At 68.3% G+C, this 21654-nt stretch carries 13 protein-coding genes, 2 tRNA genes and 1 pseudogene; 5 read left to right on the top strand and 11 right to left on the bottom strand.

All coding sequences use genetic code 11. The annotated features are described in order from the left end of the window. Window positions 1–29: 29 nt before the first annotated feature. From ABIB51_RS01650 to ABIB51_RS01635, 4 genes are all read right to left on the bottom strand, one after another. Entirely contained in the window at window positions 30–809 is a 780-nt protein-coding gene (locus ABIB51_RS01650; RefSeq protein ID WP_354184796.1) for a PIG-L deacetylase family protein, read from the bottom strand. A gap of 4 nt (window positions 810–813) precedes the next feature. Next, the gene (locus ABIB51_RS01645; protein ID WP_354184794.1) at window positions 814–1767 is read right to left on the bottom strand and encodes an electron transfer flavoprotein subunit alpha/FixB family protein; all 954 of its coding nucleotides are present in this window, start codon (window positions 1765–1767) and stop codon (window positions 814–816) included. Between the two features lie 14 nt (window positions 1768–1781). Next, on the bottom strand, window positions 1782–2582 hold the full coding sequence (locus tag ABIB51_RS01640) for an electron transfer flavoprotein subunit beta/FixA family protein (protein WP_354184929.1): 801 nt from the start codon (window positions 2580–2582) through the stop codon (window positions 1782–1784). 235 nt (window positions 2583–2817) lie between these two features. Then, complete coding sequence (locus ABIB51_RS01635) at window positions 2818–4419, bottom strand: S1C family serine protease (protein ID WP_354184792.1); 1602 nt, start codon at window positions 4417–4419, stop codon at window positions 2818–2820. 296 nt (window positions 4420–4715) lie between these two features. Here ABIB51_RS01635 and ABIB51_RS01630 point away from each other — a divergent pair, with 296 nt between their 5' ends. The 3 genes from ABIB51_RS01630 (at window position 4716) to ABIB51_RS01620 (ending at window position 9257) form a co-directional block, all read left to right on the top strand. After that, complete coding sequence (locus tag ABIB51_RS01630) at window positions 4716–6755, top strand: TPM domain-containing protein (RefSeq protein ID WP_354184790.1); 2040 nt, start codon at window positions 4716–4718, stop codon at window positions 6753–6755. Between the two features lie 137 nt (window positions 6756–6892). Beyond that, window positions 6893–7678 carry a PspA/IM30 family protein gene (locus ABIB51_RS01625; RefSeq protein WP_354184788.1) on the top strand — a complete coding sequence of 262 codons (786 nt, stop codon included), beginning with the start codon at window positions 6893–6895 and terminating at the stop codon, window positions 7676–7678. Between the two features lie 154 nt (window positions 7679–7832). Continuing rightward, entirely contained in the window at window positions 7833–9257 is a 1425-nt protein-coding gene (locus tag ABIB51_RS01620) for a cryptochrome/photolyase family protein (protein WP_354184786.1), read from the top strand. Window positions 9258–9337: 80 nt separating this feature from the next. Here the strand turns inward: ABIB51_RS01620 and ABIB51_RS01615 are convergent. From ABIB51_RS01615 to ABIB51_RS01600, 4 genes are all read right to left on the bottom strand, one after another. Continuing rightward, a tRNA-Met gene (locus ABIB51_RS01615) sits at window positions 9338–9411 on the bottom strand. A 158-nt stretch (window positions 9412–9569) separates the two neighbouring features. Continuing rightward, a tRNA-Met gene (locus ABIB51_RS01610) sits at window positions 9570–9643 on the bottom strand. Between the two features lie 157 nt (window positions 9644–9800). Further along, a complete protein-coding gene (locus ABIB51_RS01605) occupies window positions 9801–12797 on the bottom strand; it encodes a UPF0182 family membrane protein (RefSeq protein WP_354184785.1) in 2997 nt (998 codons plus the stop codon). A gap of 162 nt (window positions 12798–12959) precedes the next feature. Next, entirely contained in the window at window positions 12960–14108 is a 1149-nt protein-coding gene (locus ABIB51_RS01600) for a YlbL family protein (protein WP_354184784.1), read from the bottom strand. A 248-nt stretch (window positions 14109–14356) separates the two neighbouring features. Between ABIB51_RS01600 and ABIB51_RS01595 the strand changes: the two genes are divergently transcribed. Next, complete coding sequence (locus ABIB51_RS01595) at window positions 14357–15817, top strand: zinc-dependent metalloprotease (protein WP_354184783.1); 1461 nt, start codon at window positions 14357–14359, stop codon at window positions 15815–15817. A 52-nt stretch (window positions 15818–15869) separates the two neighbouring features. Here ABIB51_RS01595 and ABIB51_RS01590 read toward each other — a convergent pair whose 3' ends face one another. From ABIB51_RS01590 to nudC, 3 genes are all read right to left on the bottom strand, one after another. Then, window positions 15870–16541 (bottom strand): M48 metallopeptidase family protein, encoded by a 672-nt coding sequence (locus ABIB51_RS01590; protein WP_354184782.1) that lies wholly within the window; start codon window positions 16539–16541, stop codon window positions 15870–15872. Next, window positions 16541–18631, bottom strand: a complete 2091-nt coding sequence (locus ABIB51_RS01585; RefSeq protein WP_354184927.1) for an ATP-dependent DNA helicase UvrD2 — start codon at window positions 18629–18631, stop codon at window positions 16541–16543. Before ABIB51_RS01585 ends, ABIB51_RS01590 begins: the two co-directional genes overlap by 1 nt. 205 nt (window positions 18632–18836) lie before the next feature. After that, window positions 18837–19904 carry an NAD(+) diphosphatase gene (gene nudC, locus ABIB51_RS01580; protein WP_354184781.1) on the bottom strand — a complete coding sequence of 356 codons (1068 nt, stop codon included), beginning with the start codon at window positions 19902–19904 and terminating at the stop codon, window positions 18837–18839. A gap of 188 nt (window positions 19905–20092) precedes the next feature. On the opposite strand from nudC, the pseudogene ABIB51_RS01575 reads away from it, so the two are divergent. After that, window positions 20093–21319: pseudogene (locus ABIB51_RS01575) on the top strand (macrolide 2'-phosphotransferase); the annotation flags it as partial. Window positions 21320–21654: the final 335 nt, after the last annotated feature.

The raw sequence follows: 21654 nt of genomic DNA, 5'->3' as shown, positions 1-21654 counted from the left end.
CTTATGGCAGCGGATTGCCGGGAGCAACACTAGAAGCCGGCGATGGTCCCCGGACCGTTGACTGTTACGACATGAAACGCCTCGGCGCTGCGGCCCTCGGCCAGCCCGCCCCGCTGCGCCGTCCGGAGCATAAGGCCGCGGACCGTGCGTTCCATCGCCTCGACGTCGGGATGCTGGCTGACGTGGATGTGGATGGCGGCGAGCTTGCTGTCCAGGTGGTCCGTGACGTCCACGAAGTGGTTTTCGCGTTCCTCGGGCCCGGCGAAAAGCCAGAGCCACGGCAGCTTGTAGGCCGCCAGGCCGGCTTCGGCCAGTTCCGGGTACGCGAAGGGGTTCTCGAGCGCGGGGTACACGGCACGGGTCACGGCCTCCCCCACGGCCAGATGGTCGGGGTGGCTCTTCTGGATGCGGTTCCAATTGCGCTCGGGGTGCATGGCGAGCACGACGTCGGGCCGCAGCCGGCGGATCAGCCGCACCACCTCGCGGATCACCTCGTGGCTGGGCTCGAGGTAGCCGTCGCGCTGGTGCAGGTAGTGGATGTCCGTCACGCCGACCAGGGCCGCGGCGCGGCGCTGCTCCTCGCTGCGCAGCCGGACGATCTCGTCCCGCTGGTCCGGGTCGAAGCCGCCGGCGTCGCCGTCGGTCATGATGCAGTAGCTGACCTCGACCCCGGTGGCGGTCCAGGCTGCGATGGTTCCGGCGGCGCCGAAATCGACGTCGTCAGGGTGGGCGGTGAAACAAAGGACCCGCCCGATCCGGTTGGTCTCCGGATCGAACGGGCTCTGCGCCGCTGCGGCGAAGGTGTTCAAGGAATCAGTCCCGGCGCTTCTTGATTTCTTCGGTGGCCTGCGGCAGGACCTTGAAGAGGTCACCGACAATGCCGAAGTCCGCGATCTCGAAGACCGGAGATTCGGCGTCCTTGTTCACCGCCACGATCACCTTGGCCGTCTGCATCCCGGACTTCTGCTGGATGGCGCCGGAGATGCCGGCGGAGATGTACAGCTGGGGCGAGACGGTCTTGCCCGTCTGGCCCACCTGGGCGTCGTGGCCGATCCAGCCGGCGTCCGTCGCGGCGCGGGACGCGCCGATGGCGGCTCCCAGTGCGTCAGCGAGGTCTTCCACGGGCCCGAAGTTCCCGTCGACGCCACGGCCTCCGGCCACCACGATCCGGGCGTCGGCAAGGTCCGGGCGTCCGCTGGCCGGCTTTTCACTGCGCTCGGTGATCTTGGCGGAGGAGGCGGTGGCCGTCTCCGGGACCTCGACCGTGACGGCCTCCGGTGCTGTGCCGGTGACGGCAGGCTCCGGCGTGACGCTGTTGGACTTGACGGTGAGCACAGACACGGGCGTCGTGGCCTTCGCCGTCGTAGTGTAGGAACCGGCCAGCACGGACTTGTGGGCCGTCCCGTCCGGGTCCACGGCGACGACGTCGGTGATGACGCCCGCGCCGAGCTTGATGCCCAGCCTGGCCGCGGTTTCCTTGCCCTCGGTCGAGTTCTCGATCAGGACGATGGTGGCCCCGGACATCTGCACCGCGGCGGCGAGGTAAGACGCCTTGGGACCCACGAGGTAGTCGTCGAGATCGGCTGCGGAGGGGCGGTAGACAGCCTGGGCCCCGTACGCCGCGAGGGCCGCGGCGACGTCGTCTTTCAGTTCGCCGTTGAACGCGACAGCGGGTTCGCCGAGGGAGCGGGCGATGGTGAGCAGTTCCAGGCTGGGCTTCTTCAGCGCCGGGCCGGGGTTGTCAATGAATATGAGTACTCTTGCCATGTCGGATGATCCCCTTAGAGCAGCTTCTGGGCGGCCAGGAACTCGACCAGCTGGATGCCGGCGTCGCCTTCGTCCGTGATGATGGTGCCGGCGGTGCGCGGCGGGCGGGCCTCGGCGGTTTCGACCACGGTCCAGGAGCCGGACGGCCCGACCTTCGCGGGGTCAACGCCGATGTCGGCTAGCGCCAGCGTGGTGATGGTCTTCTTTTTCGCCGCCATGATGCCCTTGAAGTTGGGGTAGCGGGGATCGTTGATCTGGTCGGTGACCGAGACGAGGGCAGGCAGTGTGGCCTCGATGGTGTCGGCATGGGAATCGCCGTCGCGGCGGGCGGTAAGTTTTCCGCCGTCGAGCTCCAGCGAGGACGCAAACGTCACCTGCGGGAGGCCCAGGCGCTCCGCGAGCTGGGCCGGGACCAGGGAGGTCTCCCCGTCGGTGGAGGCCATGCCGGTCAGGATGAGATCGGCCGGGCTGTCCGCTTCGAGATGCCGGATGGCCGCGGCCAGGGCCAGCGATGTTGCGGCCGCGTCGGAGCCGGCGAGCGCCTCGTCGCTGAGGTGCACCCCTTCCGTCGCACCGATCTGCAGGGATTTCTTGACGGCGTTGACGGCACCGGCGGGGCCCATGCTCAGGGCTATCACCTTGTTGCCGGCCGCTTCGCCGCCGCGGGCCTCGATCAGCTGCAGTGCAGCCTCCAGGGCGTACTCGTCCAGCTCGGAGAGGATGCTCTCGGAACGGTCGGTCGTGTTGCCCGCGCCGGTCAGGTGCCGGTCGAACTGGGTGTCAGGGACGTGCTTGACCAGCACGATGATCTTCAAAGTCTCTTCCACTGTGTGTACAGCAGCCTTCCATGCGGGTGGACAGCCAGCCGGGCGGGGTCGTGGCCACGGAACGCCCGGGGTGCCGGGGTGCTCCTAGCTAACCATATAGCGGAGCCCCGGCCGGCCTGGGTTAACGTCCATGTCAGTGGAGGGGCGGGGACGGCGACGGCCGGGCGGCACCTGCTGGTGCCGCCCGGCCTCCTTCGTACGGGACGCGCTGCCCGTGCTGCGTTTACTGCTCGGCCGCCGCGCCGAGGGTCACATCGAGGGTCTGCTCCTGGCCGTTCCGGACCACCACGACCTTGACCGAGGCGCCGGCGGCCTGTTCGCGGACCGCGGCGGTGAGCTGGTTCGGATCGCTGATGCCAAGATCCTGGAACTTCGTCACGACGTCGCCGACCTTGATGCCTGCCTTGTCCGCGGCGGATCCGGACTCGACGGTCGCGACTTCCGCCCCGACCGAGAAACCGGAAGCCGAGGAGCTCGCGGTCTTGGCCTTGACGCTGACACCGAACTGGCCGTGTGTGGCCTTGCCGGTGCTGATGATCTCCTGGGCCACCCGCTTGGCGTGGTTGATCGGGATGCTGAAGCCGACGCCGATGTTTCCGCTGCTGCCGGCTTCTCCGCCGGCGGAAGCGATCGCGACGTTGACGCCGATGATCTCACCCTTGGTGTTCACGAGGGCGCCGCCGGAGTTGCCGGGGTTGATGGCCGCGTCGGTCTGGATCACGTTGATGGAGATGGAGCCCTGGTTCGCGGTGCTCTCGCCTTGCCCGCCGCCGGGAGGGGCGAACTGGAAGCCCTGGTCGCCGCCCTGCGAGTTGTCGGCTCCGTCCTTGGGCGCGGCCGAGGAGGCGACGCTGATGGTGCGGTTGAGCGTGGAGACGATGCCGTCGGTGACGGTTCCGGTCAGGCCCAGGGGCGAGCCGATCGCGACGGCGGTGTCGCCGACGTTGAGCTTGCCGGAGTCGCCCAGCGTTGCCGGGACCAGCCCGGAGCCGTTCTGGACCTGGACGACGGCGAGGTCCGAGAGCGGATCGGTGCCGACGACCTTGGCGTTGTACACCTTGCCGTTGCTGGTGCGGACCTCGATTGTGGCGTTCGCTGCCTTGCCGTCGAGCGTGACGACGTGGGTGTTGGTGAGGACATGCCCCTCGCCGTCGAGGATGATGCCCGAGCCGGTGCCGCCGTCACTGCCGCTGGTCGCCTTGATGGTGACCACGCTGGGGGATGCCTTCAATGCAGCGGCGGTAATGGCGTTGACGTCATCCTTGTTGTTGACAATGACGGGTCCGGCCTGGCTGCTGCTGCCGGTGCTTGATGAGGTCCCCGTGCGGTCGCCCAGGAGCTGGGTGGTGCCCGCGACGACGCCGCCGCCGACGAGGCCGGCCGCCAGGATGCTGGCGACAAGCGTGGGGACGCCGAAGGCTGCCTTGCGCTTGGGCGCGTTGGCGGACCCGGCGTACTGCGACTGCCCGTACGGCGGCTGGCCGTGCTGGCCCGGTTGGGGCTGGCTGTACTGCCCGCCCTGCTGGGTGTGCCCGGACTGGGCCTGGTCGGGCTGTGTCTGATTCGCCGCGTACTGCGTCTGGCCGTACTGGGGCGGGCCGTAGTGCTGGGGCGCAGTGGGTCCGGCCTGCTCGCCGTAGAACGGCTGGCGCTGCGGGTAGACCGGCCGCGGCGAGCCGTGTTCGGTGCTGTCGAGCCGCAGGGTCGGGTTCTCGTGCGCTGAGTCCGGCACCGGGGCGGCCGCTGGCTGCCCCGAAGAGCCCTCAGGCGGCGTCGTGGGCTCCCGGTTGTCCGGTGCTGCACCGTGCGCTGGGTTCTCAGTCATAAGACTTCCTTTCATCCTCGTCTGCGTTAACTATGGACGCTCTGACTGATACTAGAGCGGACATTTGCTGGGAGGTTCCTGAACGGCCGTCGGGCAGCAAGCATCCGGCCCGTTATATGGGTTCAGTGCGTTTCGCTGGTGGCATATTCCCATCGGTGGACGGCCCATTGGGTGGACCATAGAATCAAATGGAATCGCCACAGCGACCTGCGGCTTTACATCTGCGTGGGGGCGCTGCTGCATTCTATGACGACTGGTTCGGCCGAACCGGTCGCGGAAGTGCTGAAGGGTTGCACATGCGGTCTAAGTTGAATCGATTCCTCGCCGTTCTTGGCGTCGCCGGATTGCTGGCGCTCCCCGCCGCTCCGGCCCTGGCCGAAGATCCGGTGACCATTCCGAGCGGGCAAAACATCGTGGACAGCGCGAACGTGCTCGGAAACCGCAAGGGCGAAGTCCAGGACGCCATCCAGAAACTCCTGAAGGACCACAAGTACAACCTCTATGTGGTCACCGCCAAGACCTTTGCGAACCCCTCCACCCCGAAGGAATGGGCGCAGGCCGTAGCCACGAACAAGGGCATGGGCAAGGCCGACGTCATCCTGGCGATGTCCGACGACGGCAAGTACTACTTCGCGCCCAACTCGGCGAGCGCCATTGCCTCGAAGACCAGCAACATCACATCCAACGCCATCGTGCCCAACCTGGCCGGCGGCAAGCGCGACTTTGCCCAGGCCGCCATTGACACCGCCACCGCCGTCGGCGACGCCGCCGGGGGCGGCAGCGGCTCGGTCTCCTCGGGCGATGGCGCGGGCGCCGCTGTCCTGGTCGGCACCGGCGTCGTCGCGGCAGGGGGCGTGGGCGCCTACCTCTTCTTCCGGAACCGCCGGAAGAAGAACGCTGCCCAGGGTGCCGGCACCGGCCAGCAAAGCGCCGAGCTCGACCCGCTGGCCTCCCTGAGCGTGGAGGAACTGCGGCGCAAGAGCGGGTCGCTGCTGATCGAGGCCGACGACGCCATCAAGTCCAGCGAGCAGGAACTCGGCTTCGCCCAGGCGCAGTACGGGGACTCCGCCGTCGGGAACTTCACGACGGCGCTGCAGGAGGCCAAGGGGCACATGACCGAGTCCTTCAAGCTGCAGCAGCAGCTCGATGACCACATCCCGGACACCGAGGAACAGCAGCGGACCTGGCTCGGCGAAATCATCCGCCGCTCGGAGGCCGCGCTGGCCTCGCTCCAGGAACAGAAGGCGGACTTCGATTCGCTCCGGGAACTGGAGAAGAACGCCCCGCAGGCGCTTGCCGCGGTGAGCGCCGGAGCGCGCGAAGCCGAGGCCAAGATTGCCAACGCGGAGCAGTCCCTGTCCGAACTGCGCGTCAAGTACGCCGAAAGCGCCCTGGTGCAGGTCGCCGACAACATCAGCCAGGCCAAGGAGCGGCTCGCCTTCGTGCGGAATGCCTCCGACACGGCCCAGGAGAAGCTCAGCGCCGGTGAGGGCGGCCTCGCCGCCGTCGCCGTCCGGGCCGCCGAAGAGAGCCTGCATCAGACAAACGTGCTGATCGACGCCATCACGAAGGTCGCCGCGAGCCTCGGCGAGGCGCGGAGCAGCCTCGAGTCCGCCGTCGTCGACACCTCACAGGACCTCGCGCAGGCCCGGGCCATTATCCAGTCCGGAGCGCACCCCGAGCTGGCCGGTCCGGTGGCCGCGGGGGAAGCGGCGCTGGCCCAGGTCAAGGCCGAGATCCAGGGCGGCAAGATCGATCCGATCGCCACCCTGGAGCGGGTCGAGACCGCTCACCAGTCGCTGGATGCGGCCCTCACGGGGATCCGCGACCAGCAGGAGCAGGCCCGCCGCGCGCAGGCTTCACTGCAGCAGAGCATCATGTCCGCCCAGGCGCAGATCAGTGCCACATCGGACTACATCATCGCACGGCGCGGCGGCGTCGGCACCGAGGCGCGGACGCGCCTCGCGGAGGCCCAGCGGAACCTGGACTACGCATTGTCCATCTCCCGGACGGATCCCGTCAGCGCGCTGCAGTACGCCCAGCAGGCCCACACGCTGGCCGCGCAGGCGGCTCAGCTGGCCCAGTCGGATGTCGACCAGTTCGGCGGTTACGCCAACCAGGGCTACGGCCGTGGCGGGATGTTCGGCGGCGGCGGGGGCGGCGGAGGCCTTGGCGGTGCCATCCTCGGCGGTATCCTGATCAACTCCATCCTGCACGGCGGCGGAGGCGGCGGCTGGGGCGGCGGAGACTCCGGCGGCGATTCCGGCGGCGGCTGGGGCGGCGGTGACTTTGGCGGCGGAGGCGACTTCGGCGGCGGAGACTCCGGCAGCTTCTGACTGAGCCCCCGACCGGCCCGGGCGGGCCGGCGACAGACTAGGCGCCGGCGGAAACGCTCCGGACGGCGGATAGAGACAGTACGTACATTGTTCACCGGATTCAGTGGGAACCACTGAGCAGGACGAAAGGTATCACCATGAAGCAGTCCATTTTCGGCCGCATGGCGCAGCTGGCGAAGGCCAACATCAACTCCCTGCTGGACCAGGCCGAGGACCCGCAGAAGATGCTGGACCAGATGGTTCGGGACTACACCAACAACATCGCCGAGGCGGAGTCCGCGGTGGCCCAGACCATCGGCAACCTGCGTATGCTCCAGGACGATTACAACGAGGACATCCGGAACGCCAAGGACTGGGGCAACAAGGCCCTGGCGGCGTCCCGCAAGGCCGACGAGTACCGGTCCAAGGGTGACTCGACCGACGCCGAGAAGTTCGACAACCTGGCCAAGGTGGCCCTGCAGCGCCAGATGTCCGCGGAGAACGAGGCGAAGTCCGCCGAGCCGAGCATCTCCTCGCAGAGCGAGGTCGTGGACAAACTCAAGCACGGCCTGGACCAGATGAAGGGCAAGCTCAACGAGCTCACCAGCAAGCGCAACGAGCTGGTGGCCCGTTCCAAGACCGCCGCGGCCCAATCCCAGGTACACGATGCCCTCAAGAGCATCGACTTCATGGACCCCACGTCCGAGGTGGGCCGTTTCGAAGAGAAGATCCGCCGCGAAGAAGCGAAGGTCCGCGGCCAGCAGGAACTCGCCGCCTCCAGCCTGGACGCGCAGTTCAACTCGCTTGAGGACCTCGGCGAGCAGACCGAGATCGAGGCCCGGCTGGCAGCCCTGAAGTCCGGCGGCTCTCCCGCCGCGATTGGCGCAGGCGAGGGCAAGTCTGCCGGCTCCAGGGTAGACGAAGCAGACTTCGACAAGCTCTAGGCAGTTCACCGGCGGACGTCCGCCGGCCGCTCCCGCCGGCCCGAGGCCGGGCCCGGTGGTTCGTCAGCAGTACGGGACGACGCCGGGCCCGGCCTCTTCTGTGCCCCCGGTTTCAGTGCCACCCCGGCTGCGGCTCCCCGTGTACCGTGGATTCATGTCTTCGACCCTTGTGTGGCTCCGTGATGACCTCCGCCTGGACGACAATCCGGCCCTCGCCGAAGCGGCTTCGCTGGAGGGACCGCTCACTGTTGTCTATGTCCTGGACGAGGCCTCCCCCGGCATCCGTCCCCTGGGCGGCGCAGCGAAGTGGTGGCTGCACCATTCGCTGGCCGCGCTCGGGGCGGATCTGGAGGCTGCCGGTTCGCGGCTGCTGCTCCGCCGCGGACCCGCGGCCTCCATCGTCCAGGCGCTGGCGGAGGAGACCCATACGACGCACCTGCTTTGGAACCGCCGCTACGGCGGCCCCGAGCGCAGCATCGATTCCGGCCTCAAGGACTGGGCCGCCGGCCACGGCATCGACGCCACGAGCTTCCAGGCCAACCTGATGTTCGAGCCCTGGACGGTGCGCACCGGCGCCGGCGGACCCTACAAGGTCTTCACACCGTTCTGGCGCGCATGCCTGGACGGTGCCGAGCCCAGGCTCCCGTTGGAGGCCCCCGAACGGCTCCCGCTGCCGGCCACGGACGCTGCAGGGCACCTGCCGGCCGGCGACGCACTGGAGGACTGGGGGCTGCTCCCCCGGACACCGGACTGGAGCGCAGGGCTCGCCGCGGAATGGACCCCGGGCGAGGCCGGCGCCCACAGCCGGCTCGAGGACTTCGTCGACGGGCCGGTGGAGGACTACGGCACGGGCCGGGACATCCCCGGCGTCGAGGGGACCAGCCGGCTCTCGCCCCATCTCCGGTTCGGCGAAGTCAGCCCGTTCCGGATCTGGCACACGCTCCGGGAGCGTTTTCCGCAGCAGTCCCCCGCCGACGTCGGCATCTTCCGTTCCGAGCTGGGCTGGCGGGAATTCTGCTGGCAGCTGCTGTACGAGAACCCGCAGCTGGCCGTCCGGAACTACCGTCCGGAGTTTGACCGCTTCGCCTGGCAGACGCCGTCGGACACCGAGCTGGCGGCCTGGCAGCAGGGGCGCACCGGCTATCCCCTGGTGGACGCCGGGATGCGCCAGCTCTGGCTGACCGGGTGGATGCACAACCGCGTCCGGATGGCGGCGGCGTCGTTCCTGGTCAAGAACCTGCTGGCCGACTGGAGAGTGGGAGAGGCCTGGTTCTGGGACACGCTGGTGGATGCCGATGCGGCCAGCAACCCCGCCAATTGGCAATGGGTGGCGGGCTCTGGCGCCGACGCCTCGCCGTACTTCCGGATCTTCAACCCCGTCACCCAAAGCAAGAAGTTCGACGCCGAGGGCCGGTACCTGCGCCAGTACCTCCCCGAACTGTCCGCGCTGGACAGGAAGCAGATCCACGAGCCGTGGAAGGCAGACGGCGCCGCCCCGGAGTACCCGGGTCCGGTTGTCGGGCTGCCGGAGTCGCGGGCCAGGGCGCTGGATACCTACCAGCGGCTCAAGGACGACTGAGCCGGTCCCGCCGGGGACAAAGAGCAGGACAAAGAGAAAGGCCCGGATCACCAGATCCGGGCCTTTCTTGTCTTCTTCAGTTGCGGGGACAGGATTTGAACCTGTGACCTCTGGGTTATGAGCCCAGCGAGCTACCGAACTGCTCCACCCCGCGTCGCTTGATCAACACTACCCTACTTTGCGCGGCACCCTGACCACCGGCCCCCGCCGGTCCGATCCGCGGTCCGATCCGTGGGTCCGGGGAGTGAGCACCGGGTGTTAAAACAAAAGGTCCGGAACGCTGTTTCCAGCGTTCCGGACCTTTTACACCAGTTGCGGGGACAGGATTTGAACCTGTGACCTCTGGGTTATGAGCCCAGCGAGCTACCGAACTGCTCCACCCCGCGTCGCAAGATCAACTCTACCTGCCGGTGAACTTCAGGCCAAATCGGGGCGGCGTGATGTGCATCTCCCCGGCCCGGCGGGTGCAGCGGGTACGGAAAAGGCCGGGTCCCCGTTCCGGTGGAACGGGGACCCGGCCTCGTCAGCGCTGGCTGCCCGGCGTCAGCTGCTCGGAGTCGGCGCCGGCGTCTCCGTCGGCGTGGCCGTCGGCGCCGGAACCGGCGCGGCGGCGAGCTTGCCCTCGGCGTCGAGCGCCTTCTGCAGGGCCGCCGCAAGCCGCTTCTGCTGGTCACCGTAGGCGGCAAAGTCACCCTTGGCGAGGGCTTCCTGGCCGGCCTTGATGGCCGCGTTGGCTTCGTCCAGGGCCGCCTTCAGTTCAGCCTTCGCGTCGACAGTTCCCGTGGCCGGGGGCGTGGTGCCGTCGGGCGGGGTGACCGGCGGCGTCTGCCCGTTGTTCGCCGAGTCGCCGGCCGTGGCCCCCGAATCGCCGCCGAACAACTGGTTCAGCGCCTCATCCAGGGTCGGAGCGAACCCGATCTTGTCGCCGAACGCCACAAGCACGCGCTGCAGCGTGGGATAGGAGGTTTCACCCGTGGACCGCAGGTAGACGGGCTGGACGTACAGCAGGCCGCCGCCGACGGGCAGGGTCAGGAGGTTGCCGTTGAGGACCGCCGAAGCGCCCTGACGCAGCAGGTTCAGCGCCTGGGACACGGTGGGGTCCGAGTTGAACTTGTTCTGCGCCTGGCCGGGGCCCGGGACCTGGGCCTCCGGCGGAATCTGCAGGAGCCTGAGCTGACCGTAGCTCTCCGCCTTGACGCCCTTCTGGTTGCCGGCGTCGGAATCCGCGGCGAGGAAGCCGTAGAGCACGTTGCGTGCGGTGCCGTTGACCACCTGCGGGATGAACGATGAGGTCAGCTGGAAGGCCGGCTTCTCCTGGTCGGGCATCTTGAGCGACATGTAGAACGGCGGCTGCTTGACCTCGTCCTTGACGGTGGGATCGTTCGGCACGGACCAGGCGTCATTGTTGGTGTAGAAGCTGTCCGCCTGGGTGACGTGGTAGCGGCCCAGGAGTTCGCGCTGGACCTTGAACAGGTCCTCGGGGTAGCGCACGTGGCTCATGAGCGCACCCGACATTTCGGAGTACGGCTTCAGGGCGGTCGGGAAGATGTTCTGCCAGGCCTTCAGCACCGGATCCTGGTCGTCCCAGGCGTACAGCGTCACCGAGCCGTCGTAGGCGTCCACGGTGGCCTTGACCGAGTTGCGGATGTAGTTGACGGACGTGTTCGGCAGCGAGGCCGTCCGGCCCGCCGTCGTCTGCGAGTCCGCTGTGGCCTCGGAGAGCTGCTCCTGCTGCGAGTAGGGGTAGTACGGGCTGGTGGTGTAGCCGTCGACGATCCATTTCACGCGGCCGTCGACGACGGCCGGGTAGGCGTTGCCGTCCACGGTCAGGTACGGGGCGACCTTCTCGACCCGGTCACGGGGATTGCGGTCGTAGAGGACCTGGGAGTCGGCGTTCACGCCGTCGGAGAGCAACAGGTCCGAGGACTGGAACTTGATGGAATAGAGGACCTTGTTGAAGAAGCTGCCGACGTTCGGGCCGCCGTTGCCGGTGAAGGTGTACTGCGTCTCCGCGTCCCCTTCCTTGCCGGCCGGGCGGTCCTGCTCGCGGTGCGGGGAGCCGTCCGGGGCGCCGACGATCGAGTACTCGGGCGAGTTTTCGCCGAAGTAGATCCGGGGCTGGTACGACGCATCGGTGCCGAGCACACCCGTGGACGGGATGCCGGCCTGCAGGAATTCCGGCTTGCCGTCGGCGGTGAACTTGTTGCCCTTGGCGGCAACTACGCCGTAGCCGTGTGTGTAGACGACGTGGCGGTTGAGCCAGGACTGCTGGTTGGTGGCGAGGCCCTGCTCGTTGAGCTCACGGACGGCGATGACCGTGTCCTGGATCTTGCCGTCCACCTCGTAGCGGTCGACGTTCAGGGCGCTCGGGAACTGGTAGTACGGCCGGTACTGCTCGAGCTGCGAGAACGCGTCCGAGATCAGGTTCGGGTCCAGCAGCCGGATGTTCGCGGTGGTCTGCGCATCGGGGGCCAGGGCGCCGGTGGTGGCGTTGGTGGTGGCGTTGTACCGCTTCTCCTGGATCTTATCCAGACCGTACGCGGCGCGGGTCATGTTGATGTTCCGCTCGATGTACTGCTTCTCCAGGGTCTGCTCCGAGGGGCGGACCTGGAACTGCTGGATCACCCAGGGGTAGACGCCGCCGGCGAGGATCGCGGTGACCACGAGCATGGCGGTGCCGATCACGGGCAGCCGCCATTTGCCGATGACGGCGGCAACGATGAAGAGTACTGCCACCAAGGCAGCGGCCACTGCCAGGATGGACTTCGTGGGGATGACGGCGTTGACGTCCGTATACAGGGCGCCGGCCCAGCGCCCGCCGGAGTTCTGCACGGAGGTGTAGCGGTCCAGCCAGAAGTTGACGCCGAGCAGCAGCAGTAACGCCGCACCGGTGACCGCGAGGTGGATCTGGGCGGCGCGGCTCGTGAAGATGCCGCGTTCCATGATCCGGATGCTGCCGTAGAGGTAATGGGTCAGGATGCCCGCGATGCCGGCCACAATGGTGACGCTGATCAGGAAGCCGGTGACGAAGCCGAGGAAGGGCAGGGTCATCAGGTAGAAACTGATGTCCAGGCCGAACTGGGGGTCGTTCTGGCCGAAGGGCTCCTGGTTCAGGAACAGCAGCACTTTCTGCCACTGGCTCGCGGCGGCGCTGCCGGCGAAGAGGCCGAACAGTATGGGCAGCCCGATCATGACGACGCGGCGGACCGGTTCCAGCTGGACCTGGTAGCGGTTGAGGTTGTCCCGGATGTCCGAGTCGGGGGCGTAGACGGGACGCGCGTGGTAGGCGATCCGGATCGCGAAGAACACGGCGGCGAACATGACGGCGAAACCGGCCATGAAGATCGCAATGCGCGCCAGGTTCTCGGTCAGAAAGACTTCAAAGTAGCCCAGCTGCTGGTACCACAGGACGTCCGTCCAGACATTGGCGAAAAAGATGAGCCCGACCACGATCAAGGCCACGACAATCAACGTCGGCGTCAGTGCGCCTCGGCGTGTCGGGGGTCTTCCGGGCGGAACGGTGCTGGCGGGACGGGACAAACTCGGTACCTCATAGCTGGTCGTCAGTTACTGGTTTTAGTTAGCAGTCGGTGCGGTGATGAAGTGTTGCTGCATTGTATCGACAGCGTGCGCCGCCCGGCAGGGCAGGGACAGCCGTCATGATTGCCACGAGTGGCGGCGGAGCTTAGTTCCGCGGTCAGTCTAGTTGTTTGCGCAGGCGGGCAGGCCGCTTGTGTCGGCACCTGACGCCGCCAGCTCAACGGCCTTCCGCGCCTCCGCCAGATTCTCCACTTTGACCACCTGCAGACCGGACGGAATATGCCCGACGACTTCGTCGCAGTTCGCGGCGGGCGCCAGGAACATGGTGGCCCCACCGGACCTGGCGCCGTGCATCTTCTGGCCGATGCCGCCGATCGGTCCCACGGTGCCGTCGGGGGTGATGGTGCCGGTTCCGGCGATGTGCTTGCCTCCGGTGAGATCGCCCGGCGTCACGGTGTCGACGATCCCCAGCGCGAACATCATTCCGGCGCTGGGACCGCCCACCTTGTCGAGCGAAATCTTGACGTCGAAGGGAAAAGTGAACTTGTACTGCAGCATCACGCCGAGGATGAAGCGGCCGGTCGAGGCCTTGGCGGGGGTGATACTGACGGGAACGCTGCTGCCGTCGCGCTCGACGACGACCGTCACCGGCGCCCCGTTGCCTGCGGCCAGTTCCGCCTGGACGACGCTCAGCGCGGTGATCGGCTTGCCGTTGATGGACACCAGCAGATCGCCTTCCTTCAGCTTGCCGCTCGAGGCGGAGTCCGCCGGAATCCCGGCGATCTGCATTTTCTGCTCGAACGGGATGTTGAGTTCCTTGAGGGCCGAGGCGACGGCGTTCTCCTGGGAGGTGGTCATCGCGACGGCACTCTCCTGCTGGGACTGCTCCTTCGTCACGCCCCGCGGGTAGATCAGTTCCTCGGGGTAAACGGCCTTGGTGGCGTCGAGCCACCCCGAAAACGCTTCGAAGACGCTGACGGGACCGTTCGGGCCGCCGTCGACGTAGACGGTGGTGAGGTCCAGGTTGCCCTTCGCGGGAAAGGCCTCGTGTCCGGTGACGCTGATGACGGGCTTGCCGTTGTCGTTGCCCAGGGTGTTGAACGTCGGCCCGGGCGATTCAACCACGTACGGGACGGGCAGGCTCACCGCGGTGATACCCAGCGCGAGCGCCAGCAGGCCCGAGACCAGCATGGCTGAGGACCGCCCGCCGCGGTTCCGGGGCGGACGCCCTGCGCCGAGGAGGGACCTGCGGCCCCGGGACTGGCCGGCGGCTGGTTCGCTGGCGGGCTGCTCACCCTGGGTAATCGTCAATGAAGGACCTCTTCTATGCCGGCGCCCGGGAGCCCTGCAGCCCCCGTGAACAGCGCCCCGCGGCCGCGGCCGGGACCGCGGCTGCCGCCTGCAAACATTCCAGCTTCTAACACTACGCGCTCCCTGCGGGGACAGCCCGCGGCGGGAGTCTTTGCCTAGAGCGAACGGGCCCACTTTCGGCAGACAGGCGCTCTCGCCGCGGGGTACCGTGAAGTGGAGAAGCAGCCACACCGACGATCGGCGGGATCATGACCTCCAACCCACTCAATCCGTCCAATGGTGACGAGGAACCCAAGGATCCGCTGGCAGAGATGCTGAAGAACCTGATGGGTGGCCAGGGCATGGGGAATATCGACCCGAAGGAGCTCGCCAAGGCGGCCGGGCTTCCCGATGACCCGAATCTCCTCGCCCAGATGTTCTCACAGGTCCAGGCCATGATGAGCGCCTCCTCCGAGGGGCCCGTCAACTGGGAGCTGGCGCACGAGAACGCCCGCCGGGTGGCCGCGAGCGGCACGGATCCTTCCGTGACCGCCCAGCAGACCCGCGAAGTCGACGAGGCCCTGCGCCTCGCCGAGCTCTGGCTCGACCCGGTCACCGGGCTTCCGGCCACCGGGCTGATCGGCCGGGCATGGTCCCGCGCCGAATGGGTCGAGGAGACCCTGGGGACCTGGAAGCGGCTGACCGAGCCGGTCGCGAACAGCGTCGCCAACGCCCTCTCGTCCGCGATGACCGAGCAGATGCCCGAAGAGATGAAGTCCATGATGGGCGGCGCCTCGTCGATGCTGCAGAACATGGGCGGCGCGATTTTCGGGATGCAGCTGGGCCAGGCCATCGGGGCCCTGTCCGCCGAAGTGGTCAGCTCCACCGACATCGGCGTGCCCCTGGCCGACCTGGAAATGGCCCTCCTGCCGTCCAACGTGGCGAAGTTCGGCGAAGGGCTCAGCCTGCCGGAGAACGACATCCGCCTGTTTCTGGCCGTCCGCGAGGCCGCGCACGCCCGGCTCTTCGTCCAGGTCCCCTGGCTGCGGGGGCACCTCCTCGGCGCCATCGAGGCCTACGCCCGCGGCATCCACATTGACACGTCCAGGATCGAGGAACTCGCCCGCGAGCTCGACCCCAGCAATCCCGAGGGCATCCAGGAAGCCCTGTCCCAGGGCGTCTTCATGCCGCAGCGCACCCCGGCACAGGATCAGGCCCTGGAAAAGCTGGAGACAGCCCTGGCCCTCGTGGAGGGCTGGGTTGATGAACTGACCTGGGCCGCCACGGAGAAGCTGCTGCCGTCCGCCGCGGCACTGCGTGAGACGGTCCGGCGGCGCCGCGCCACCGGCGGCCCGGCCGAACACGCGTTTTCCTCACTCGTCGGCCTGGAACTGCGGCCGCGCCGCCTGCGGGAGGCCGCGACACTGTGGGCCTCGCTCAAGGCCGAACGCGGCATCGAAGGCCGCGACGCGATCTGGCAGCACCCCGACCTGCTGCCCACAGCCGAAGACCTGGATGATCCACAGGGGTTCAGCGGCCGCCGGCAGCTGGCCGAAGCGAGCGACACCGAGGTTGACGACGCCCTGCAGAAGCTGCTGAGCGGCGGCTTCGACCAGCCCGGGGACCGGCAGCCGGAGGGCGAAACCGGCGAACCTGGGGAACCTGATGCAGGGCCGGAACCTGATGCTGGTCCGGACAATGCTCCCGGAAGCGAAAACCCTAAGCCCTAGCGGCCCGGGTCTGGCGACCCCGGCGGGAACTTCAGTTCCCGCCGGGGCTTTCTTATGCCTCGTCTAAATCGTTGCCATCAACGCCGTCATCAACGTCACCGGCCACATCGCCCGGGGCCAGGCCGCGGGACGTCGCGAAGGACACGCCTTCCAGGAAGGCCTTGGCGCGCTGTGTTTCCGGGTAGGCCTCCAGCAGCCGCCAGAACGCGGCGTTGTGGCCGGCCACGAGCAGGTGGGCCAGCTCGTGGAGCAACACGTAGTCAATGACCCACTGCGGCATTGGCTGGAGCTTGTCGGAGAGCCTGATGGACCCGTCCGACGGCGTCGCGGAACCCCAGCGCGAGTTCTGGTTGCTGACCCAGCGGACCGTGGAGGGCACGGCGCGGCCGGCGAAATACTTCGCGGACAGCCCGGCAGCGTGCTCAGCCAGGGCGGCATCGCTGCGTGGGCGGCGCCTGCCCGCGCCACGGGTCCCCCGCTCCCCCTGCAGCCGGAGCTTTGCAAGCATCCGGTGCACCCATTCGCGTTCCTGGGTCCGGGTGAAGGACGCCGGAATGGCGACCACGGCGGTGCCGTTCTCCCAGAACGCGGCGACCGTCCGGCGCCGCCGCGCGGAGCGGCGCACCTCCACCGGGGCGCCGTCGGCCGTCGTCAGCGGGACAGCCGCGGGAGTGCCGGGTGATGGCGGCCCGTGAGCGGCCCGGCGGCCCGCCGCGCCTGCCATCAGAGGCTGGTGCTTTCGACGAGTACCGCCAGCACGGCTTCACCGTATTTCTCCAGCTTCGACGGGCCCACGCCGGCCAGCGTGGACAGTTGCTCGAGTGATTCGGGGCGGGCTTCGGCGATGGCCGTCAGGGTCGCGTCCGTGAAGACCACGAATGCCGGGACGTCCGCTTCCAGGGCCACGTCCTTGCGCCATTGCCGGAGCGCGTCAAAGGTCTGTTCCTCGTAGCTGGGCGGGCACTGGCCGCAGCGCCCCACCTTGCGTTCCGCGCCGGAGGAGAGCATGGTGCCGCAGACCCGGCACGACGCCGGAACAGCGGCCTTCCGGCGCGGCGCAGGGCCTTTTCCGCGGACCGAGGAGCTGGCGACTGAATCCGGGCGCAGCCCGTCGAGGAAGCGGGAGGGCTTGCGGTTGGCGCGCCCGCCCGGTGTCCTCGCGGTGGACCAGGACAGGAACAGGTGTTCCCGGGCCCGGGTGATCCCGACGTACAGCAGGCGCCGCTCCTCGTCGACGGACTCGGGGGTGTCGGCAAAGGAGATCGGCATGAGGCCCTCGCTGAGCCCGACGAGGAACACGGCATCCCATTCGAGGCCCTTGGCCGAGTGCAGCGAGGCCAGGGTCACGCCCTGGACGGTCGGGGCATGCTGCGCAAGGGAGCGCTCCTGGAGTTCGTTGACGAAGTCGGAGAGGCTGAACTGCTGGCCGCGGCTGAGCACGAGTTCGTCGGCGAGGGCTACGAGGGCCGCGAGCGATTCCCAGCGTTCCCGGACGGCGCCGCCGCTGTGCGGGGCGGCGTCCGTGTAGCCCAGGGAGGTGACGATGTCGCGGACCAGCTGGCCGAGCGGTTCGGCAGTGGCGTTCTCCGCGACGGCGCGGGTGGCGGCCCGGAGCTGGAGGATGGCGTCGCGGACTTCCTTGCGGGCAAAGAAGCGCTCGCCGCCGCGGAGCTGGTAGCCGATCCCGGCCGAGGCCAGGGCCTGTTCGTACGCTTCGGACTGCCCGTTGGTGCGGAACAGCACGGCAACCTGGCTCGCAGGAGTACCGGCGTCGAGCAGGTCCCTGACTTTGACGGCCACCGTGGCCGCCTCGGCCTCGTCGTCGGAGCATTCGGTGAACTGCGGCACCGGGCCGGCCGGGCGCTGCGCCAGGAGCTGCAACGGCGTGGCCCACGCGGCGTCCGCCACGGGACCGCCGCTGCGGCGGCCCGCCAGCAGATCGTTGGCCAGCTTCACCACCTGCGGCGTGGAACGGTAGTCGCGGATGAGCTTGACCACGTTGGCTTCCGGGTACATGGCCTTGAACCCGAGCAGGTGCTTCGGGGAGGCGCCCGTGAAAGAATAGATGGTCTGGCTGGCGTCCCCCACCACGCAGAGTTCGTCGCGGCCGCCGAGCCACAGTTCGAGCAGCCGCTGCTGCAGCGGCGAAACGTCCTGGTACTCGTCCACGACGAAGTGCCGGTACTGCTCGCGGACCGTGGCGGCGACCTTGGGGTCCTCCTGGAGGATGCCCACCGTGATCAGCAGCACGTCCTCGAAGTCGATCACGTTGCGGTCCGTCTTGACGTCCTCGTAGGCCTGGAACACCCGGGCAACGGCCGTCAGGTCGAAACCGCCGGGGTTTCCGCGCGTCTGCGCGTTTTCCAGGTAGTTCGCGGGCGTCAGCATGGACACTTTGGCCCATTCGATCTCGGAGGCCAGGTCCCGGATGGAGGCGCGGTCGGTGCTCAACCGGAGCCGCCGGGCCGCCTCGGCAATCATCTGCGCCTTGTGGTCCAGCAGGTTGGGCAGCGCCCCGCCGATCGCCTGCGGCCAGAAGAACTGGAGCTGCCGCAGCGCTGCGGCGTGAAAGGTGCGGGCCTGGACGTTGCCGACGCCGAGGTCCCGGAGCCTGCTGCGCATTTCGGCCGCGGCCCGGGACGTGAAGGTGACCGCCAGCAGCCGCTGCGGGCTGTAAACGCCCGAGTGCACGCCGTAGGCGATCCGGTGGGTGATGGCGCGGGTCTTCCCGGTGCCGGCCCCGGCCAGAACACACATCGGCCCGTTCAGGGTGCTGGCAACCTCGCGCTGCTCGGCGTCGAGCCCGCCGAGGATGCGCTCCTCGAGGGACCGTTCGTCCGGGGCGTGGGACTCCTCCGTGACGGGACCGTCCCCGGGGTCTCCGGCGTCGGACGGGAGGCCGGGAAAAGTGCTGGTGTTCAAGTTCTCTGTCGCCACTTCTTGCTGCTTAGTCGATCGTGGGTGTCCGGTGGGATGTGACTGCGGGGCGGCTCCGTTGCGGAGGGCGCGGTTCAGTGCCTCATTCGGTCTCCGGGCGGTCCAGGATGATGCCGCCATACCAGTGCTCGATGAGGGACCGGGCAATGGACAGCCTGCTGGAGATGACGATTTCGCCGCTGAGCACCGCCTCCTGCAGCTCGCTCCGGCTGAACCAGCGCGCCCTGGTGACCTCGACGCCGTCGGGCGTGGTCTCGGTGTCCGCCGTGGTGGCGGTGAAGCCGAGCATCAGCGACGCCGGGAAGGGCCAGGGCTGGGAGCCGAGGTACTGGGACGCGGTGACCCGGACGCCGACCTCTTCGCCGATCTCGCGGACCACGGCCTGTTCCAGCGACTCCCCCGGTTCGACGAAGCCGGCGAGGGTCGAGTAGTTGCGCGCGTCGAGGGGACCTCCGCCGCCGAGCAGCAGGCGGTCGTCGGCGCCGACCACGGTGACGATGATGGCGGGATCCGTGCGCGGGTAATGCTCGGAGCTGTCCGCAGGGCAGCGGCGGACCCAACCGCCGGCTTCCGGCCGGGTGGCGGTGCCGCAGCGGGGGCAGTGCGAGTGGCTGGCGTGCCAGTTGGCGATGGCGCTGGCTTCGATGAAGAGTGCGGTGTCTGTGGGGTTCAGCCGGGCGGCGACATCCCGGAAGCCGGCCCATTGCGCACCCACGGGGATACCGGCGATGTGCGCCTCAAACTCCTCGGCCTGGACCTCGAACTGCCGCGGAAGGAGGAAGAGGACCAGCTGCGTGCCTGCCTCGAGGTCCGAACCGGGCAGGGCCGAACCAAGGTAGATCAGCTGTTCCGGGGCGTACGCGGTGTTCCGGAGGTGATCCGCGAGTTCGGCAGCGTCCAGGAGCACCAGGCTGTCGCCGTCGACGAGGGCCTGCCGGCCGGAGAGCACCACAGCGCGCGCCGAGCCCGACGCGACAAGAACGTCCAGCATGCCGGGCTTCATCCGTGCCGCGGATCCGCGGTCGATCAGGGCCGGGCGCACCGGCAGGACGGTTTCCTGCAGGTGGTTCGCGGCGATGCCCGGCGCCGGCGGGGCTGGCGTGTTCACCAGTGGTAGGTTCTCTGACGCCGGTGACTCCGCAAGACTCATGTACCCACCGTACTGACTCCCGCCGACAATTGACATTTTCCGGGCGGGTTTGCGGGCATGATCACGTCCCCTGCCGGGCACGGTCACCGGCTGGTCCAACCGCATTGTTCCCGCGCTATTTATACCCGATCTCAAGACTCGCCGTGGTGCATCGCCGTCTTGGGCGCCGCTCAATCTACCGTGGAAGCGTGAGAAGAAAACCAATCGAACTGGCAGCTGTGGCAACCGCGGCAGTCCCCGGACTGACCCCGACCGCCGTTAGCTCTGCGCCCGACGATCCGGCAGACTTCGATTCGGCTCTCCTCCTGGACTCCGAAGGGAAACGCTGGCGCGTCCGTTCCCCCCGCCACGCCGAAGCCAGTGCCCGGCTCGAAACGGAATTCATGGTGCTGCGGGCCTTTGTTCCCGCGATCCGTGCCGAACTCCCCTTCCTGATGCCCACCGTGGCGGGCACCGTCCGGCAGGGCCCCCTCAGCACTTTCGTCTACTCCCATCTGGGCGGGTCCACCCGGTCCGTCGAAGAACTCAGCGAGGGTTCCGCAGCCCTGGCCCGGGAAATCGGGGCGGCCATGGCTGCCGTCCACGACCTTCCGCACTCCCTGGTCAGCAATGCCGACCTGCCGAGTTACACGCCGAACGAGTTCCGGCAGCGCCGGCTCAACGAACTGGACCAGGCCGCGACCACCGGCAAGATTCCGCCGTTGTTGCTCCGCCGCTGGGAACACGCCCTTGAGGACGTCTCGCTGTGGAGGTTCAACCCGTGCGTCGTGCATGGCGATCTGCATGAGGACAACCTGCTGGTCGACGGCGAGCGGGTGACCGCGGTGACAGGCTGGACTGACCTGCGCATCGGCGACCCCGCCGATGACATGGCCTGGCTGGTCGCCTCCAATGAGCAGGACTTCGTGGACGCCGTGCTGGAGCACTACACCTCGAGCCGGCGGGACGCACCCGATGCCCATCTGCTCCGGCGCGCGGCGCTGTCCGCGGAATTTGCCCTGGCGCAGTACCTCGTCAAGGGTCTCGCCGCTGAGAACCAGGACATGATTGACGAAGCTGAATCCATGCTCCTGGCGCTGGCCGAGGACGTCGCGGAACACGGCGGACAGCCGATCAGCGTCGAGCCGCTGCCCGAGCCGGCCGCCGCCGCTGCCGGCCAGCCGGCGGATCCGGACAGCAGTCCGACGCCGGCCGTCAGCAAAGTGACGCTGCTCGCCCCGGACTCCGTGTCCGGCCTGCCGGCCGTCCCCTCGAGCAGTGCCATGCCCGCCGTTCAGGTGACCCCGATCCCCCTCGACGAGCGCGAGGGCGACATGGTTGGTGCGGACGGGGCTGCCGACGGCGCTGTTGATGGCGCTGCTGGCCAGGCGGACGTAGAGCCTGTCGAAGAGACTGCGGACGATGCTGAGACTGCGCTCGGCGCGGCAGCGGACGACGCGGCTGGGCACGAGCCCGCTGCAGACGCCGCCGGCGTCGGCCCGGACGGTTCCGAACCGGCAGCCGACGAACCGGACCTGACGGCGGATCCTGCGGACGCGGACGACACCGGCTCTGGCGACACTGACGCTGAGGACACGGCCTCTGGCGACACGGGCTCGGAGGATGCTGCCGGCGACGACTCCAGGGTGCAGGGATCCGACCCTGATGACCGTCCGGAGGCCACCGTCGTCGCGGCCAATGACACCTCAACGCAGTCCATTGACGTGGTGGCGCCGGCCCCGGCCGAGGACACCTCGACCACCGCGCTGAC

Source organism: Arthrobacter sp. UYCu712 (genome assembly GCF_040547005.1).
Classification (GTDB): Bacteria; Actinomycetota; Actinomycetes; order Actinomycetales; family Micrococcaceae; genus Arthrobacter.
Note: the sequence above shows the minus strand (reverse complement) of the source record. Positions and strands in the feature narration are given on the sequence as shown.